Origin of the sequence: Stutzerimonas stutzeri (assembly GCF_024448955.1) — a bacterium.
In the GTDB taxonomy this organism is placed as follows: Bacteria; Pseudomonadota; Gammaproteobacteria; order Pseudomonadales; family Pseudomonadaceae; genus Stutzerimonas; species Stutzerimonas stutzeri_AQ.
Genome location: NZ_JAMOIH010000011.1, coordinates 1 through 17,038, shown reverse-complemented (window position 1 = coordinate 17,038; position 17,038 = coordinate 1). Strand labels below are relative to the sequence as shown.

Here is a 17,038-nt window from a genome sequence, read left to right as displayed (position 1 = left end):
GAGGCAATAGGAGTGGTCTTGTAGCTACCTATAGTTTGAGCGCTTTGCCGCGCTCACGCCGGAATTCTTGCGTACCTGTTGGGTGGCTGGGCTACGAAAGTGGAGGCCCACGGGCAGCTTCCGGCCAGGAGCTGTCAATCAATTCCCTATGAGATAGCTACTGGATCTAAGCCAAATCAGGGGCGCTCGGCAGCTTTCAGCCAATCGGTTACACCATTTACTCCTAGCGAAAGTAAAGTGTCTTGTATCTCCACAACACTTCTCAGCATCAAACCCTCGTCGGACTCTTCTAGTTCTTCTGCTTCTGCAAAGAGCCTCGTCATCAGTTGGGTGAGGCTGTTTTCGTGGTCGTAAAGATATGGTTGGCTCTTTTTTACGTATGCCAGATAGATTCTGAGTGCCTCGAGGGCAAGCTCTGTGTCATATTCCGCAATCGTGTTGAGCCACTTATGAAAACCGTAAAGTCTATGGTGTTTTCTCTCACTATGACTGTCATTTTCGAATATTGAAAAACATTTTCGAATAAGCTCTATAGGCGCAAAAATAGGGGGTGTTTGATCTCCGAAAATACGCTCAAGCTTTTCGGCAACAGCCAATGCATGTGCGCCGCTGGCATTTAACCCTGCTTTCAACCCAGCAAAGCACCCCTCACCTTGCTGCTGAATATTTTCAGTATGTGCCCAGACTGATGCAGCACCCAGCCATGCCTCTGTAGCATCAAGAGCCTTCAAGTCCTGTATAACATCAGCAATGTTGATGTGTTTAGACAGGGCGCATAAAGCTGAAATACGCCCCCATGTTTCTAAATCTTTTCCTTTGCCTTCACAGCGGAGGCGCTTAAGTAAAGGCTCTACTACGGCAAAATTATTGTGATAAGCATAATAGAGGCAAGGTTCGGCGATCTTCCAGAGCCCGTCTGCATCTTGCATAGCAGCATGAAATAGGCTCCAACCCAGCTCAAAATTCTTGCTCTGCAAATAAGGCAGTCGTCGAAGAATTACTGCGCGAATCGCAGGATGCTCATCTCCTGCAAAACGACGTAATGTGGGAAGTAATAGCTCGGGGAACGAACCGCCAATTTTTTGAACGTCACTAGCTAATATTGTTAAGGCTTCGGCTACATCGCCCTTAGCCATATTGATCCCCAGCGAGATCAAGCAAACGTTATCACTCCTGTACGGGTCGTCTTCCTCAAGGCGCAGAAAAGCTATGGCTAAAAATACAAGTCGTTCGGCGTCAATCAGGTTATTTACAACATTGGCACAGGCTTCCAATGCTTTGGCTGCGGGACGCCGGAGCCGCCAGTGCTGAGAGTGTCTTTCAAGCTCATCGAGAATTTGACTAGCTAGAGCTGTAGCCTCTGGCTCCTCAATAGGTATCCAATGTTCGCCCGCTCGCAGGTTTCCATGCCGATGGGCCAAGTAATTGGCCACACCATCCATGATGTCATCGCGAAACTTTGCTGAAATGTCAGACCAGTAGTTTGGCAAAAGCCTCATGAATCGAGTGGGATGCCGAGAGGCAGCCTCTTGAAGTTGCATGCCAACTTCACTTTCACCACCGACCAGAAAATCAACCCCGTGCCAATCTGAATAGCCGCTGTAGTGCGCTAGTAGGTGCATCACCGAGCTATCGCTGGCCTCTAGAAATACATCGAATGAAAACGGCGCTATGACTACGCCACCCCACGAACGAACATCCGGCTGACGATCAGTTACTCCAACCGTTTTCCCATACTCGTCAATCACTGCTTGCGCCTCTGGTGAGCGCAGGTAGCAAGGGATTGCAAGAATTAGTTCCGCACGTTTTTTTAGCACCCAGTATTCTGATGCGTACTCATCAAATATATTTAATATGGTAGCGGCCACAGCATCTTGTATTGCTTCATCTAGAAGCATAAATGCTGATCGAATTAGCGTGCCCAATTCGTAGTTCAGTTGAAACTCAAGGATGTTCTGGTCACGCAACATGCAACCGATCAGATCAATATTAGCTACAGGTGTCGCAGTGCAAGCTTGTATCCCAAAGTACAGCAATGCCCCTTCTTTATTGAAACAAAGACGCGCTCGATTATCTTGCCACCAGCGTGAATGCGTTTTTGCATGATGGAGAATTGAGGCCTCTACTGCATCGAGTAGAGCATCAATGTTATCTACGTGATGCATGTCTCGCCGACTATGTGTCTGTTCGAACGATGTCTCGCTCAGAAATCCATATCGGTAGCCTACACGGGTTTCTCCATAACGTGAGCTGCGTATTTCACTCCAATGCTCAATCGACGCCAGAGCCAGATCAAGCAATCTCGTAGATTGCTGCATACGTTGTTGGACAAAATTATCCTGACGATCGCCGAACTCATGGGATTGGCAGCGCAAATTTTTATCGAACCGGTACTCCAGAAGATCTTTTTCCTCAATGCCACCAGCCACATAACGCCAAAGCAGATCATCTCCTATAACCCCAGCATTTACGCAGCAAGCGACCAAGCGCCCTAAGAAGTAGTGGTCGGTTGAGGGCGTATCCAGAAGCGACTTAAGCAACGGAACAACTAGGATTACGTTTTTTGCTGAAATTTCAGATAAGTACAGTGGCAACTGCTGAACTAATTGATTATGATCGACCCAATCTAGAGATAGTGCTTCATGCCAGAATGAAACAACTGATGCTGGATCTTCATTCTTCCAGCGAGATATCTGATGCACATGCCCCACGTAGCCTTCCATATCTCGCCCTGCCTTAAGTATGGGCACCAGATATTTAAGCCAAAATCGATGCCACTCGACAGCATTGGCGGAGGTGTATATCACCTGAAAAACATCGCGGTGATTTCCTCGTAACTCGCGTATTAAGGGCCAGTCCTCGTCGACGGGCAGCTGTTCTGCGAAAGACTCAGCAACCAAGCGCCGGATATGAAAGGCTGCTTTACCTGTTAATACTGCTCGTATCTGTTTTCTGAATTCACGCCGTTCCCCAAGAGCCAACTGCGCAACAAAGCTACGAATACTGGGGCGAACAAAGGGTACCGGGGGCAAACTCTGAATGAATTGGTTCAGCGTAACACCGGCTCTCTGGGCTCCACTGATGACTAGAACGTCTAGTAGTGTCTGATGCCCGAAGGTTAGCTTGCCATCCTGAGTTTCTTGCAAAACATTTAAGCTACACAATGATCGTAGAATTTCCGGCGATGCAGGAAAGCGCTGATATGGTACAACTAAACTGCGTGATTCGAGCATTTCTGCGGCAATGCTTTCAATTGCTCGTATCGCAGTATCACCAAGCGAGGCATCGGCTCGCACAATCCCATCAAGATAACGCTGTGCCAACGCCTGGCTGGTGATGACGTTAAAGCCTCCTTCCCGCAGTGCTAAATCGACGAATAATGCAAGCTCCCGAGGGTTTCGAATTAGTTCTCGCGTAACAGCATCAATGTCAACGGAAATAATCCCCAATGCGTCCAGTAATGGTGCTATCTGAGCATCCCAATTCAAGGGTAAACATTTTAATTCGCAATCCCATTTTCTTTCCGCAATTCTGCGATCGTAATGCCTGTCGAAGTCTCGACAAGAGGTCACTACGCTCACATTTGGAATAAATAGGAGACGATCTATCTGAGATAGAAAATAGGTAAGCACACGATGGTCTCGTGCGATAGACAGCACATCCAGGGAGTCGATTATCACAACAACATGCGCACTTTCTGCAATACGTGCAGCTTGATTCACCCACTGATCAGAAAGTCCAAAAGCATGTCGATCTTGAAAGGTAGCCAAGTCAGCAAATTCGCGAGACTGGATGAAGAGCGGCACGATACTCGTGCAATGCTGTGCGTTTCGCTCCAAGGTTTCCTGTACATCCAGCATCACGCAGGTTTTCCCCGAACCAGGTAAACCGGTAAGCAAGATAGCGCGTTGCCCCGAGTTGATTGCATCCAGCAGATCATCCACCACGGGGCTGGGTATTCTCTGGCCTGCTACATCGCGTCGCCATGATCTTCCGATAGCTGAAACACTGGAAAATGATGCACGAACTTCCGCAATATTTACGGGAGGAACTAATAGCGCTCCTGCCTTGTTAAGAATAGCTTCAAGATTGGATTTGGTGAACCGATGCTGAGCGACTGAGAGCGATCCCTCACTACTCATTCGGGCGCCCAAGTGATCTAGATGAACCCAGAGTGCATTAAATGCTGCATCCAGGTTACTGACCATATTACGTAATCGCTCTCGTAACTGGTCTTGCATACGCTCTAGAGTGCCGCTAGTTTCAAACTCTGTACAACGAAGAAACTCATAGGTTGATAGACTTGGAGCGCAGGAGTTGAGCAATGTTGACAGGGTGGTGTCTGTCTTGTGGTTTTCGTTGCTTAAGCTACTTTCATAGCCGTTCGCATCTTGCTGAGTCTCGCTATGTTCTTTTAGTTTTCCTAGCTTTCCGAAGTTGTTTCTCGAATAAAAATAAACTTTAGAATTTTCATTCTGACTAATCAGTCTTGCAGCTTTATCAAGCTCGCCCGCGAGATCAATAGTAGACCACTCTTTGAAGTCGATTTGATTTTTTTGCATTGGCATGCGATAACAGTGCCATCAGCTTTTCCAATGACAATATCGTCGACTAGATAAGTTATCGAATCAATTTCGAGCCACTGATAGTTTTCGTCGGATAGGACGGTCAATGCCCAATCAAACGCAACCAAGGTTTGATAGCCGTCGCCACGGTTAGATCGTATGCCAGCAAGACTCATATCACCTCCTTTTGACAGGTAGCCTCGCACTTGCAAAGCTGATAGCCAAGAAACACCTCAGTATTATCATTCACTCTGAGGTTTTTGTGGCGAGCAAACTGCGAATTGGGCAGCCTAACCGGATACGCCATACAAAAAATGCTCAGATTGGAGTGGCCTTTCAGTTGGGCGCTACTAAGAAGTTAAAAATGTCCGCTTTTGGCCGTAAGCGGAAGCTGGGCTATCTGCCCCTAGAGCGGTGGGTTCAAGTTCGCTGTTCGGAATTTAGCGAATTCCCTAGCTCACTTTTCTAAGCTATGGCGCCTCACCGTAGCTTTAGCCCATGCAGTGGCGAGCTAGAAAAAAGCTGGCATTTGATTTGGTCGTCACTAACGGCCATCGGAGCGAAACGCCTTTCATCTCGCCGAAAAGCGTCCTGGCTAATTTATACCAGTGGCTGGTCGATCCTATCGATAAGTTCGGGCCCCTCATTCAGCACGTTCCCGACGGCCTTGCCCACCGGATGCCACTCGAACTCCTCCGCGCACAAACCATGCTCTAGCGCGAGCTTTTCTGCTTCGCGCGGCGGCAAATGCGGGTCTATCCATCGCGCGGCGTACTGCGGCGATAAAACCAAAGGACGCCGATCGTGAATGTCGAGCATGCCGGCACCGCTGAATGACGTAATGACAACAAAGCCGTCGCCGTCTCGCGGTACCAGCGAGCCGCCTCGTTGAAACCGCCCAAGCGCTGCGAAGAACATCGGCTCGCCGCTACGCAGCGTGATGTAGTAGGGCTGCTTGATCTTCGGGTTGGCCGCGTCCTTCTTCCACTCGTACCAACCATCAGCGGGCACTATTGCGCGACCGGTTTGCCAGATGTCGCGAAAAAACCTGCTAGTTGCGGCCGTTTCCACCCTGGCATTTATCGCTGATGGTCGTTTCCCCTGTGCCCACGACGGGGCATAACCCCACTTGACTGGCTCCATGCGCAGCCCATCATCGTCCTGGTGCAGGAGCTGAACCATTGATTGCGGACACACGTTGTAGCGTCCGATCGGCTCAGGATTCACGCCGCCACGCAAGGGCAAAGGTAGCTGCACCGCGATCTTGTCCAGATATTCATAAGCGATTCGGTACTGAGCGAAACGTCCACACATGGGTGCCCCCGCACATCTGGTTCAATTGACCGGGCTCTAGCCTCAGAATACTGTATGCGCATACAGTTATGAGGTCTGTACCATGCCCGTCCACATATTGGGACCTGCTGCTCCCACCACAATTGCACTGCCGTTTTTCAGTTTCTGCGTGCCCGCGGGATTCCCGAGCCCAGCGCAGGACCACATGGAGGGGAGCATCTCGCTCGACGAGCTGATGAACATCCGAGCTCCGCATACCTACCTGGCGCGTGCAGACGGGGAGAGCATGATCCAGGTCGGCATTTTCGACCGAGACATTCTGATCATCGACCGGGGACGAGAGGCCGAGAAAGGGGAGGTGATCATCGCGGCGCTGAATAACGAGCCTCTGGTCAAGATTTTCGACCGAGCCGGCAGCCAGGTCATTCTGCGCTCGGCCAATCCGAAGTTCCCGCCGCGGTACCTCCTCGAAAGCGAAGAACTCTACGTATGGGGCGTGGTGTCATACAGCATCCGAATCCATGGCAAGTACTGAGCGGGCAATCGCCCTCATCGATTGCAACTCGTTCTACGCCAGCTGCGAGCGTGTCTTCCGACCAGACTTGCGCCGTACGCCTATCGTCGTGCTTTCGAACAATGACGGCTGCGTAATCGCGCGCTCAACCGAGGCAAAGCAGCTCGGTATCAAGATGGGCGTGCCGTATTTTCAGATCCGGCGCGACCTGGAGCGTTTGGGCGTTGTGGTGTTTTCCAGCAACTACGCACTGTACGGCGATATGAGCGAGCGCGTCATGACGGTCATCGAGAGCCTGGTGCCTGCGGTTGAGGTGTACTCAATCGACGAGTCGTTTGCCGACCTTACCGGTGTGCCAGACGTCGAAGTGCTCGGCAGGCGGATCCGCGCTGAGGTACTGCGCAGCACGGGTATCCCGGTCGGGGTGGGCATTGGGGGGACCAAGACGCTCGCCAAGTTGGCGAACCATTCAGCGAAGCGCTGGCAGAAGCAGACGGGTGGGGTAGTGGACCTTCTCGACCCGGTGCGGCGCGACAAGGTGCTGCGCGTGACTGACGTCGGCGATGTATGGGGTGTCGGTCGCCGGATGACCGAGCACCTGAACAGGTTGGGCATACGTACTGCTTGGGATCTAGCCAGCGCGGATGCCTGGACCCTGCGCAAAAAATTCAGCGTGGTCATCGAGAAAACCGCACGCGAACTGCGCGGGACGCCGTGCCTCGATCTGGAGGACTTCGCGCCATCCAAACAGGAAATCTGCTGCTCGCGGATGTTCGGCAAGCGCTTGCGCGAGCTGGAGCCAATCAAGGAGGCAGTGGCGGCATACGCTGCTAGGGCCAGCGAGAAGCTGAGGGGCCAGCAGTCACTGTGCAAGCGTGTCCGAATCAGCATCCGGACCGGCATGTTCAATCCCGACGAGCCTAAGTTTGCGAAAGGCGTGGTGTGTGAGCTGCCGTATCCCACCGACGACACCCGATACATCGTCCGAGCGGCGATCGCCGGTTTGGAGCACATCTATCGCGAGGGATTTTCGTTCAGCAAGGCCGAGGTCCTGCTAATGGACCTGTGCCAGCGTGGCGAGTACACCGGTGATCTATTCTCCCAAACTCAACCTGCTGCCTCGGAGCGCGTTATGGGGGTGCTCGATGCAATCAACGCCAAGTGGGGCCGCAACACCCTCCGGCCAGGCCGTGTAACCACCGCGCCGGACTGGGGCATGCGACGGGAGATGATGAGCCAAAGTTTCACAACCAGGCTGGATCAGTTATGGGTGGTGCGTTGCAACTAGCCGAGTGGATGCGACGGCCGGTGAATTTCCAAGTGTCGGTTGTAGTGCGATTTGCTTGGCGCTGAAAGCGGATAGATAAAAGCCAGGCATTGCCTCTTGTGTTGGACGGGATAGCTTACTGAAGCCAACCCTCCACCTTGTCGGCGCCGTGCTTTTCTTTCCAGGCTTTCAAAATCTTATGGTTGCCACCTTTCGTTTCTACGACTTCTCCAGTTTCTGGGTTCTTGTAAACCTTGAGTTGACGCTGCCGGCGAGGTGCTTGAGACACCAGCGTGGTGCTGGTGCGGCTGGACTGCGGATCCAGTATTGAAATAATTTCGCGCAGGCCTACGTCATATTTCCCCATCAAATTGCGGAGTTTTTCCTCGAACTCTATTTCGCGCTTGAGTTTGTCGTCATTCCTAAGAGCATCAAGCTGCTTGAGCTGGGCTGCGAGCTGGGCTTCTAGAGCTTTGAATTCGGCGAGTTTGGACATGAGTACCCTTCTGAGAACGACGCTGCTGTGTTGTGTCTCAGTCTACCGTTTGGACATGAAGGGGTTCTACCCCATTTCCACGGACGGTTTGAAAAGGGCTGAAAACTTCAGATCTTGCCTGGCGACTCTACGACGCATTCGTGGGTTATGAAACCGCTCGATGTAGTCGAATAAATCCGCCCGTGCTTCATCACGAGTTCGATACGACTGATGGACAACGCGCTCCCGTTTGAGCTGACCGAAGAAGCCTTCACAGGCTGCGTTGTCGCCGCAATGCCCGACGGCACTCATGCTGCAGACCAGCGTGTTGCGATTCAGAAAGCGCTGGTAGTCGGTGCTGGTGAATTGGCTACCGCGATCCGAATGCAGGATTACTGACCAGTCACCCTGGCGCTGCCAAATCGCCATCTCCACTGCTCGAATCACCATCTGCCGATCCTGGCGGTGATGCATCGACCAACCGATCACCAGCTTGCTGTACAGGTCGAGCACTACGCACAGGAAGAGTTTGCCTTCCAGTGTGGCTATTTCCGTGATGTCCGTGACCCACTTGCGCTCCGGTTCCTGTGCAGTGAAATCGCGCTCCAGGAGGTTTTTCACGCCTGCTGGGCGGCCACTGACGGCTCTTCCAAAGCCATGTCGTTTCCGGCGTGGCCAGCCTTGAATTCGCTCAGCCGCCATCAGGCGAGCAACTCGGTTCAGGCTGACGACTTCGCCCTCGTCGAGCAAATCCTCGTGCATTCGTGGCGCTCCAATCACGCCCCGGCTGTCCTCGTGAATCTCCCGAATGCGCTTCACCAAGCGCGCATTCTCCTGAGCTCGCGCACTTGGTTCACGATCCTGCCAGGCGTAATAGCCGCTGGCAGAAACCTTCAGGCAACGGCACATCAATCGTACCGGGTACTCGTTGCGGCAGCGCTGGATCACCGTGTACCGCTCGATGACTCCTTGGCAAAGTACGCTGCCGCGTCTCTTAAAAAATCACGTTCCTTGGTTACTCGGGCCAACTCGCGCTTGAGACGGGCAAGCTCCTCATCCAGCGGACTTCCCGTTCCAGGGAAGACTTTCTCAGTGCCTGGTTGCGCCTCCCGAACCCAGCGGGTGAGCAGGTTGGGAGCCACACCAATCTCTAGGGCCACCTGTCGGCAGCTGGCCCCTGAACGACGAACCAGCTCGATGGCTTCCCGCTTGAACTCGGGACTGTATTTCTTGCGCTTCATGAACACTCCTTCAGCTCGGTGTGAGCTTACTTGAAAGTGTCCGTGCTAACGGGGTAGAACCCCCGGAAACATCTGTCTTTCAAAGTCGAGCTGATCTTTGAGTTTGTGCGCCGCTGCCTTACACACCCGCAACAATCAGTCAACGGCTGATCCAGGCCTAACAAAACCGCAAGCCCAAAAGCCGCTGCAACTAGTCAATCGCTCCGCCATGCGCCGTTTAGATGCTTTTTTGCAGCGCACCTACAAATTCAATATGGCTTAACACTAACGCGGCGCTTTTACAGGTCCAACGGCGGCCGAGCGACACCGAAAACCGGGTGACAGCGTTCATCGCCGACCCGGTCGGCGAGCCAAAAAAGTGCATTGCATGTAGTCGCCGCTACAGATTATAAAAGTAGCTTCTTCAGAGAATTGCCTGACACCATCGATCACGGGAATTCTCCACCATATCGGTACCTCAGGCGCGCTTTACTTGAGCGCGTTGATTCCACCGGCTATAAACAACGTCATTTTTTCAATCATGTCATCTTCTGATTCTGCGTGGACGCTTCCGTCCGTAAGCTCACCGATACGATCGACACCTCTTAGCATATAAAGAATCATTGAGATCATGAACACAGCCCCCCAGCTAATAGCGACGCGATGCTCCTTACCTTCGCAAGCCATCATCTCTTTTATATAAGCCTTAATGGCTTCATCATATAACTCCTTCCTTAACGGCACAGTAACCTCGTCAGGCTCACTTACTAAACGGGACTGCAACCGCGCAAAGTACTTCCATGCCTCCCCCCCATCTCTGTGTTCGAATTGCGGCTTAAGGTAAGTTCTAATTATATCCGAAATCTCATAATCGGATCCCCCCGCTTTCAAATCATCGAGGTATTGCTGACGATTTCTAGCGATATCCGCCAGGCCCCTCCTATAAATTTCTAAAAAAAGATTCTGCTTCGTTCCATAATAATATGTGATAAGCGCTTGAGTTACGTTAGCTTGCTGAGCTATTTGTTTGAGGCTAGTCCCCAAGTACCCTTGCATAGCAAAAAGCTTTTCGGCCTCGTTTAGAATAAGCTCTTTATTTTCGACTTCACCGAGCTCTGAGAACCTTCTCCTACCGAGCCGGCTAACCTGTTTTTTTTCTGCACCCGCCTTCAATCCGGACATACTGCACCCTAGCTGAACACTTAACCTTTAATCGTTCATTATACCTCCGACAAATGAAAAACTGAATATTTTTCTTCCAGCAACCACTACGACCCGAGCAGAGGCCGGGTTAATAAACCAACAGAGATTGCAATTAAAAATTCAAATTTCAACAAGTTACTCCATACGCACTAGTTAAATTGCGCATAGCCACAATTTGCTCATTTAATTTTTTGGTTTAGCAAGTTTAGTAACTCGATATACAGAACCACGTTCGTGCTGGCGTTTAATACTGCATAGACATAACAAAAAAGTTGCGTTTAGAAACACCGGACCACTGAACAACCCCGCCTGTATTGATCAGTGTGACGGCCCGTTAAGCCCGCGGCAACGAGACTTCGCCATCCGGCCGAAATAAGTGAAAAAAAAGGCTGCTGCGGATGGCATTCACTGTAGCGAGCCTGTACCGTAAGGGTTCGACTACCGCTAGCAGTGCGTAACACCTCATAGTCGAAAACAGCGAAGCTTAGGGTCAGCGTCCGAGTCGCCTGCCCAAGTTTATGACATCGCATTTCGGAGAAACACAGCATGGGTCTTGGTGGAATTAGCGTCTGGCAGCTTCTCATCGTATTGCTCATCGTGGTTATGCTTTTTGGCAGTAAACGTTTGAAAGGGCTAGGCTCAGACATGGGGGAGGCGATAAAAGGATTTCGCAATTCAATGGGAGCGAGTGAGGATAAGCCAAGCGTGGAAAAGCAGAGCTTTACCTATAACGTGGAAGGGCAGAAGGCCGAAGAACCGGCAAAGAAGAGTTGAGGTGTCGACCTCAGTTACGCCTGAGCTAAATCTGGCTGAACAGCCAAGCGTAAATTAGTATCGGCACAGCTTTACATATGCTTGTGGTAGGCCGCGCGCCTTTGGCGGGACATGAAGGTCCCGCTCGCGCTGCTGTCTCGGCTGAGTCTTTATCGGTGTTTCTTACGCCACAGCTATCAACTGCTTTTTTGTTGGCATTTAGCCTACCGCGCCGGGTGCAATCGCCACAGCTTTGCTCGCCGTATCAATGTGGGCTTGTCTTCTGCTGAGCCGCCTGAGCGGGTACAAAAATTAACGGCCTAAACATAGTTACGCGCATGTGGAAAGTGGCGAAGCAGGACGCGGTAACTATGCTAAGTATGTGAAAGTGGGCGAAGCAATGATCTTAAAGCACGTAGCGTGCGGCCCAGATTCAAACAAAGTTATCGCCCGCCGCACCCGTCGATGCCGATATACAAATGTCATTAATTTTTACTCAGTTGCGGCGGCCTCTTGGGCAAGCTTGGCCTGATGAATTGACATTTCTACGGGCAGCGCAACGCCATTTTTGACTGCTATTATTTCAGCCATGACGCTGACCGCAATTTCTGCAGGGGTTTTGCTACCAATGTAGATACCCACGGGACCTCGAAGCCGCTTCAGCGAATGCTCCGTCTCGCCAAAATGGGTTATGAGCCGGTCACGACGGCTTCGGTTGTTGCGCCTAGAGCCGATTGCGCCAATGTAAAATGCTGGGCTCTGAAGTGCTTGTAGCAGTGCCAAGTCATCTAGCTTCGGATCATGGCTCAGCGCCACAATGCAAGTCCTAATATCTGGTCGAAACGCATAAACAGCATCGTCAGGCATAGCGGTGCTAATCTCCACGCCCGCGACTGACCAAGTATCGATGTACTCGCTTCGTGGATCGCAAATAGTTATTTTGAATCCATTGAACAGAGCCATTGTGGAGAGGTACTCCGCCAAGGCACCAGCTCCGATAATAAGCATTCGATAACCTGGGCCTAATGTATTTATTAGCTGGGCATCATTGAATTTCAGAGACTCAGGCTCCGCCGTATTCACAAGCCTAACGGAGCCATCAGTGAGCTGGACAATTCGCTTCACCAACTGACCAGTTTCCAGTCTGCTGACCAACTCGTCTAACGAGTCGCCTAACGAGCTGAGCGGTGGTATGAACTCCAAAACTAGTTCGAGAGTTCCTCCGCACGGCAATCCAAATCTGTGCGCCTCGTCAGCACTGACACCGTATCGAACTACCTGAGGGATCGAATTCGGAATGCCTCGTCCGCCGAATGCCTTCGTGTAGCAGTGAATTAGGTCATCCTCAATGCAACCGCCGGATACGCTTCCGACTGCACGACCATCATCGCGTAGGATCATCATGGAGCCAACGGGACGAGGAGATGATCCCCATGTTCTAACTACCGTGGCTAGCAGCACTCTGTGCCCTTCTGCCAGCCAGTCCCGCGCGGTGCGAAGCACCATGACGTCAATACTTTCCATAGCGCCTCATTGTGTTTGTTCGGCATGCTCGCGGAGACGAAGAATCTTCTCAACGCGAACAAGGTCTGTGATTGTGTCTACGTCTTCAGCAATGCCTATGTCCTCGACCGCCAAGTCGAGGACATGACCAAGCGACTGATTGGCACGCACGATAGAACTGGCGCCATAATCAGCTGAGAGCGCTGCAAGATCGTGGTAAAGCTCACGCCTAAACGCCACAGGATGACCACGTCGCCCATCGCAGTGAGGGGCAACAATTAAGTTCTGGCTCAGACTATTCGCGACGAGGTGTAACGTGCCGGCCTGAATTAGCGGCAGATCTGCTGGGAGTATCAACCAGCCAGCCGCATCAGGTGTCGACCGGACACCTAGCGCTATGCTTTCGCCCATACCGCCAGTCCCACCATGAGGACGTACCAGTAGTGCTCGTAACCCGGACTCATCCACAGCCTTCATTACATGCCACAGCATTGGCTTAGCAGCTATAAGCGCTTCGAGTTTGTGGCAAGTGCCCCCAGAGGCCCTGAATCTCTCTCCTTTACCAGCCGCAAGTACAAGCACCGTGACCGTACTGAAATCGAACCGAGATGAAGCAGTCAATGCGTTCATGCATCATCCTTGAGCAATGGCTTCGATACGCCGGTTATGATTCGAAGCCGTACTAGGCATAAGTTTGATGGCTATGAACTTCGATGTAGGGGTGTGACTGCCGATACCAATGCTCTCAAGAGGTACCAATGGGTTGGTTTCGGGGTAGTAAGCGGCTGCCTGCCCTGCCGGGATGTCGAAGGCGAGCAGAGCGAAGTCGTTCACACGCCGTTCAACACCGTCGCTCCAGAGGGACAGCAAGTCGACTTTTTGCCCTGATGTGTAGCCCAGGCGAAGTATGTCGGCCTCGTTGGCGAAGATGACGCGGCGCTGGCCTTTGACGCCGCGGTAACGATCATCGAGACCATAAATGGTGGTGTTGTACTGGTCATGCGAACGCAGCGTCTGCAGGATCAGATCGGGCTGCTGACCGCTCAGGCGAACCTGCTCCGGTAGCAGATCCGTCGGGATCGGATTGGCTTTGAAACGCGCCTTGCCGGTCGGAGTATTCCAGCGTCGTGCGCCGGCCATGTTGCCCAGATAGAAGCCGCCCGGATGTTGGAGGCGCTGGCTGAAGTCGGCAAAGCCGGGAATGGTATCGGCGATCAGGTCGCGGATGCGGTCGTAATCGGTGATCAGCGCCTCCCAGTCCACCGGATGATTACCGATTGTCGCCTTGGCGATGCCGGCGACGATCGCTGGCTCCGAGCGCATCAACGCCGACAGCGGCTGCAGCTGGCCGAAGGAGGCGTGGATCATGCTGAAGGAATCTTCCACGGTGACGCTCTGTGGGCCGTTGGCCTGCCAATCAATATCGGTACGGCCAAGGCACGGCAGGATCAGCGCATCGCGCCCGATGGTCAGGTGGCTGCGGTTGAGCTTGGTGCTGATCTGGACGGTCAGATCGCAATTCTGCAACGCCAGGTGGGTGCGTCGGCTGTCGGGCGTGGCCTGGGCGAAATTGCCGCCCAGGCCAATGAAGACCTTGGCGCGACTTTCGAGCATGGCCTGGATCGCCTCGACGGTGTTGTGGCCGTTCTCGCGGGGCACCTTGAAAGCAAAGCGTTTCTCCAGTGCGTCCAGCAGCGCGGCCGGCGGCCGTTCGTTGATGCCCATGGTGCGGTCGCCTTGCACGTTGCTGTGCCCGCGCACCGGACAGAGCCCAGCGCCTCGGCGACCGAGGTTGCCACGTAGCAGCTGCAGGTTGGCGATCTCCTGGATGGTCGCCACGGAGTGATGATGCTGGGTGATGCCCATGGCCCAGCAGATGATCACCCGCTCGGCCTGCCGATACAGTTGTGCAGCCTGTTGGATGTCAGCCAGGCTCAGTCCCGACTGTGCTTCGAGCTGCGCCCAAGGTGTTGCGTCCAGCACCGCCAGATAGGCGTCGAGGCCATCGGTATGTTCGTTGATGAACGCATGATCGAAGACCGCTGGCTCTCCCTGGTCCTGCGCCTCACGCTCCCATTGCAGGAGAAATTTCGCGATCCCGCGCAAGGCGGCCATGTCGCCGCCCAGGGCCGGTCGGAAAAATGCGGTATTGAGCGGTGCGGAGCCGTTGCTGAGCATTTCCAGCGCGTGCTGTGGATGCTGGAAGCGCTCCAGACCACGTTCCTTGAGCGGGTTGAAGCAGGCCACCTGCGCGCCGCGTTTAACCGCTTCGCGTAGCGGTTCGAGCATTCGCGGATGGTTGGTGCCGGGGTTCTGACCGAGCACGAAAATGGCGTCGGCGTGTTCGAAATCGGCAAAGGTTACGGTGCCTTTACCGACGCCCACGCTCTGGCCAAGGGCGACGCCGCTGGCTTCGTGGCACATATTCGAGCAATCGGGAAAATTATTGCTGCCGTAGGCGCGAACGAACAGCTGGTAGAGAAACGCCGCCTCGTTGCTGGCCCGGCCTGACGTATAAAACTCCGCCTGTTGCGGACTGTCGAGACGCTTCAGCTGTTCGCCGATCAGGTTGAACGCGGCGTCCCAGCTCACCGGCACGTAGTGGTCGCTGGCCCGGTCGTAGCGCATCGGTTCGGTCAGGCGGCCCTGGTATTCGAGCCAGTAATCGCTCTGCGCGCGTAACTGGCTGACGCTATAGCGGGCAAAGAAACCCGCATCGACACGACGCTTGGTGGCTTCCCAGTTCACCGCTTTGGCGCCGTTCTCGCAGAACTTTATGCGGCCGTCTTCAGGCGAATCACCCCAGGCGCAGCCAGGACAGTCGAAACCGCCATGCTGGTTTGTCTTGAGCAACGCACGGAGATTCTTGAACGGTTGTTTGCTTTCGAGCCAGGCGCGACCGACGCTGCGCAACGCCCCCCAACCAGCGGCTGCGCCAGCATACGGTCGATAACGAGGTCCTTCAGGTTGTAGGCTCATGGCGCACTCCGTCGTAACCAGGGTTTGTCTGTCGGATTATCAAAGTACGCCCTGCCGCGCCGGGGATTCCAATGAGGCCAACAAAAGCGACGCAAAGTCCAACGGCCCATCGAACGTGATCGATAGGAAACACGATCGCGGGGCCCAGGCTGCCTTTCGAAGTATTCGCTCCAAATCGATAAACCATACCGATTAGCTGCTGGCGACCGAACCCCTAGCCTATGCGGCTGCTTGAACGGCGTCTAATCGTTACGCTTGATCCCTTGATCGAGCATATCTATTAAGATCAGCAGCCAAACCATGGGTTACGGGTCATGGGATCTGACTCCTGCCTAGCAGCGCCTGGGCTTCAGCGAAACAAGCGTCGCCAAGCGCCGAGCGAGGTGCGGTTCGCCGGAGAATAAGGCCTAGCGGGGCCAAAGTCTGAGCATCTTCAATGGTAACCAGGCGAAGATGCTGATGATGACCTTCCAAGCCGCTGTTCAGCGGTATCACTGCGCAGAATAAGCCAGCCTGAACAGACTGTAGGAGGATGTGCACAGCGTCGGTTTCCAGTAGTGGACTGACCGCAAGACCGCGGCTACGAAAGCCGTGATCAATCGATTGGCGAAAATGCATGCCGCCCGATAGCAGCCCCAACGGTAACCGGACGAGCGCTTCCCAGCCGAGCTCAGTCGTTTCGAAAGTGAAATAACGGTCGTCATAGAGCAATCCCATACGCGTTTCAGCCAGCTCTAGACTGGTGAAATGGGTCCGGTCAAGTGAGGTGAGGTACGACAGACCCAGCTCTAGCTGGTTGCTGCTGAGACGTTCAAGAATCTGTTCGCTACTCAACGCGAAAAGCTGGAAACGGAGATGCGGGTATTTTGCAGTAAAGATTGAGATTAACCGCATCGGATCGAACCCGCACAACGGTACGACCCCTAGACGCAAGGTGCCTACCAATTGCCCACGGCAGGCGGAGGCCTCCGCCTGTAATCCATCGTGCGCTGCGAGAAGCGTGCGGGCCCACGCAAGGATACGTTTGCCCTCGGGAGTAAAACCCTCGAAGCGCTGTCCTCGGTCCACTAGGGACAACCCCAGCTCCTGTTCTAGGCTGCGCAGCCTCATGGAAAGCGTAGGCTGAGTGATATGACAGAGCGAAGCCGCCTGTCCGAAATGGCGGGCCTCGTCGAGGGCCACAAGAAATTTAAGCTGCTTAATATCCATTAAAAGAACAATACCGTCTTACCAAAGCTCATTGTATTCAACGCCAGGAACGAGTTA

At 53.3% G+C, this 17,038-nt stretch carries 12 protein-coding genes; 3 read left to right on the top strand and 9 right to left on the bottom strand.

From position 1 onward, the window contains the following. Positions 1–176 precede the first annotated feature (176 nt). Both NA645_RS12855 and NA645_RS12850 read right to left on the bottom strand, forming a co-directional pair. Positions 177–4,562 carry an AAA family ATPase gene (locus NA645_RS12855; RefSeq protein WP_256049165.1) on the bottom strand — a complete coding sequence of 1,462 codons (4,386 nt, stop codon included), beginning with the start codon at positions 4,560–4,562 and terminating at the stop codon, positions 177–179. Positions 4,563–5,165: 603 nt separating this feature from the next. Continuing rightward, a complete protein-coding gene (locus NA645_RS12850; protein ID WP_181086775.1) occupies positions 5,166–5,879 on the bottom strand; it encodes an SOS response-associated peptidase family protein in 714 nt (237 codons plus the stop codon). An 82-nt stretch (positions 5,880–5,961) separates the two neighbouring features. On the opposite strand from NA645_RS12850, the gene NA645_RS12845 reads away from it, so the two are divergent. Together NA645_RS12845 and umuC are read left to right on the top strand one after the other, a co-directional pair. After that, positions 5,962–6,393: a LexA family protein gene (locus NA645_RS12845; protein WP_096269040.1), complete on the top strand. Its 432-nt coding sequence runs from the start codon at positions 5,962–5,964 to the stop codon at positions 6,391–6,393. Further along, the gene (gene umuC / locus NA645_RS12840) at positions 6,380–7,660 is read left to right on the top strand and encodes a translesion error-prone DNA polymerase V subunit UmuC (RefSeq protein WP_256049164.1); all 1,281 of its coding nucleotides are present in this window, start codon (positions 6,380–6,382) and stop codon (positions 7,658–7,660) included. The genes NA645_RS12845 and umuC overlap by 14 nt, the downstream gene beginning before the upstream one ends. Positions 7,661–7,775: 115 nt before the next feature. Here the strand turns inward: umuC and NA645_RS12835 are convergent, their stop codons facing one another. The 3 genes from NA645_RS12835 to NA645_RS12825 all read right to left on the bottom strand — a co-directional run bounded on the left by NA645_RS12835 (position 7,776) and on the right by NA645_RS12825 (position 10,516). Further along, positions 7,776–8,135: a histone-like nucleoid-structuring protein, MvaT/MvaU family gene (locus NA645_RS12835; protein WP_096269038.1), complete on the bottom strand. Its 360-nt coding sequence runs from the start codon at positions 8,133–8,135 to the stop codon at positions 7,776–7,778. Between the two features lie 66 nt (positions 8,136–8,201). Beyond that, a protein-coding gene (locus tag NA645_RS12830) for an IS3 family transposase (protein WP_256049163.1) occupies positions 8,202–9,355 on the bottom strand; the annotation gives its coding sequence in 2 pieces (ribosomal slippage) (positions 8,202–9,109 and positions 9,109–9,355; 1,155 coding nt in all). Positions 9,356–9,823: 468 nt separating this feature from the next. Further along, positions 9,824–10,516 (bottom strand): TetR/AcrR family transcriptional regulator, encoded by a 693-nt coding sequence (locus NA645_RS12825; RefSeq protein WP_064613865.1) that lies wholly within the window; start codon positions 10,514–10,516, stop codon positions 9,824–9,826. Between the two features lie 567 nt (positions 10,517–11,083). Between NA645_RS12825 and tatA the strand changes: the two genes are divergently transcribed. Further along, positions 11,084–11,311 carry a twin-arginine translocase TatA/TatE family subunit gene (gene tatA, locus NA645_RS12820; RefSeq protein ID WP_064613864.1) on the top strand — a complete coding sequence of 76 codons (228 nt, stop codon included), beginning with the start codon at positions 11,084–11,086 and terminating at the stop codon, positions 11,309–11,311. Positions 11,312–11,782: 471 nt separating this feature from the next. Here tatA and NA645_RS12815 read toward each other — a convergent pair whose 3' ends face one another. The 4 genes from NA645_RS12815 to NA645_RS12800 form a co-directional block, all read right to left on the bottom strand. Further along, complete coding sequence (locus tag NA645_RS12815; protein WP_256049162.1) at positions 11,783–12,814, bottom strand: XdhC family protein; 1,032 nt, start codon at positions 12,812–12,814, stop codon at positions 11,783–11,785. Between the two features lie 6 nt (positions 12,815–12,820). Next, on the bottom strand, positions 12,821–13,423 hold the full coding sequence (locus tag NA645_RS12810) for a nucleotidyltransferase family protein (RefSeq protein ID WP_064613878.1): 603 nt from the start codon (positions 13,421–13,423) through the stop codon (positions 12,821–12,823). Between the two features lie 3 nt (positions 13,424–13,426). After that, positions 13,427–15,772, bottom strand: a complete 2,346-nt coding sequence (locus NA645_RS12805; RefSeq protein WP_064613877.1) for an FdhF/YdeP family oxidoreductase — start codon at positions 15,770–15,772, stop codon at positions 13,427–13,429. 312 nt (positions 15,773–16,084) lie between these two features. Next, entirely contained in the window at positions 16,085–16,981 is an 897-nt protein-coding gene (locus NA645_RS12800) for a LysR family transcriptional regulator (RefSeq protein ID WP_064613876.1), read from the bottom strand. Between the last annotated feature and the right edge of the window lie 57 nt (positions 16,982–17,038).

Excerpts from the sequence above, each read along its gene's own strand:
- umuC (WP_256049164.1), top strand. The coding sequence starts at position 6,380 with ATGGCAAGTACTGAGCGGGCAATCGCCCTCATCGATTGCAACTCGTTC.
- NA645_RS12850 (WP_181086775.1), bottom strand. The coding sequence starts at position 5,879 with ATGTGTGGACGTTTCGCTCAGTACCGAATCGCTTATGAATATCTGGAC.
- NA645_RS12825 (WP_064613865.1), bottom strand. The coding sequence starts at position 10,516 with ATGTCCGGATTGAAGGCGGGTGCAGAAAAAAAACAGGTTAGCCGGCTC.
- NA645_RS12800 (WP_064613876.1), bottom strand. The coding sequence starts at position 16,981 with ATGGATATTAAGCAGCTTAAATTTCTTGTGGCCCTCGACGAGGCCCGC.
- NA645_RS12855 (WP_256049165.1), bottom strand. The coding sequence starts at position 4,562 with ATGCAAAAAAATCAAATCGACTTCAAAGAGTGGTCTACTATTGATCTC.
- NA645_RS12805 (WP_064613877.1), bottom strand. The coding sequence starts at position 15,772 with ATGAGCCTACAACCTGAAGGACCTCGTTATCGACCGTATGCTGGCGCA.
- NA645_RS12845 (WP_096269040.1), top strand. The coding sequence starts at position 5,962 with ATGCCCGTCCACATATTGGGACCTGCTGCTCCCACCACAATTGCACTG.
- NA645_RS12815 (WP_256049162.1), bottom strand. The coding sequence starts at position 12,814 with ATGGAAAGTATTGACGTCATGGTGCTTCGCACCGCGCGGGACTGGCTG.
- NA645_RS12835 (WP_096269038.1), bottom strand. The coding sequence starts at position 8,135 with ATGTCCAAACTCGCCGAATTCAAAGCTCTAGAAGCCCAGCTCGCAGCC.
- NA645_RS12810 (WP_064613878.1), bottom strand. The coding sequence starts at position 13,423 with ATGAACGCATTGACTGCTTCATCTCGGTTCGATTTCAGTACGGTCACG.
- tatA (WP_064613864.1), top strand. The coding sequence starts at position 11,084 with ATGGGTCTTGGTGGAATTAGCGTCTGGCAGCTTCTCATCGTATTGCTC.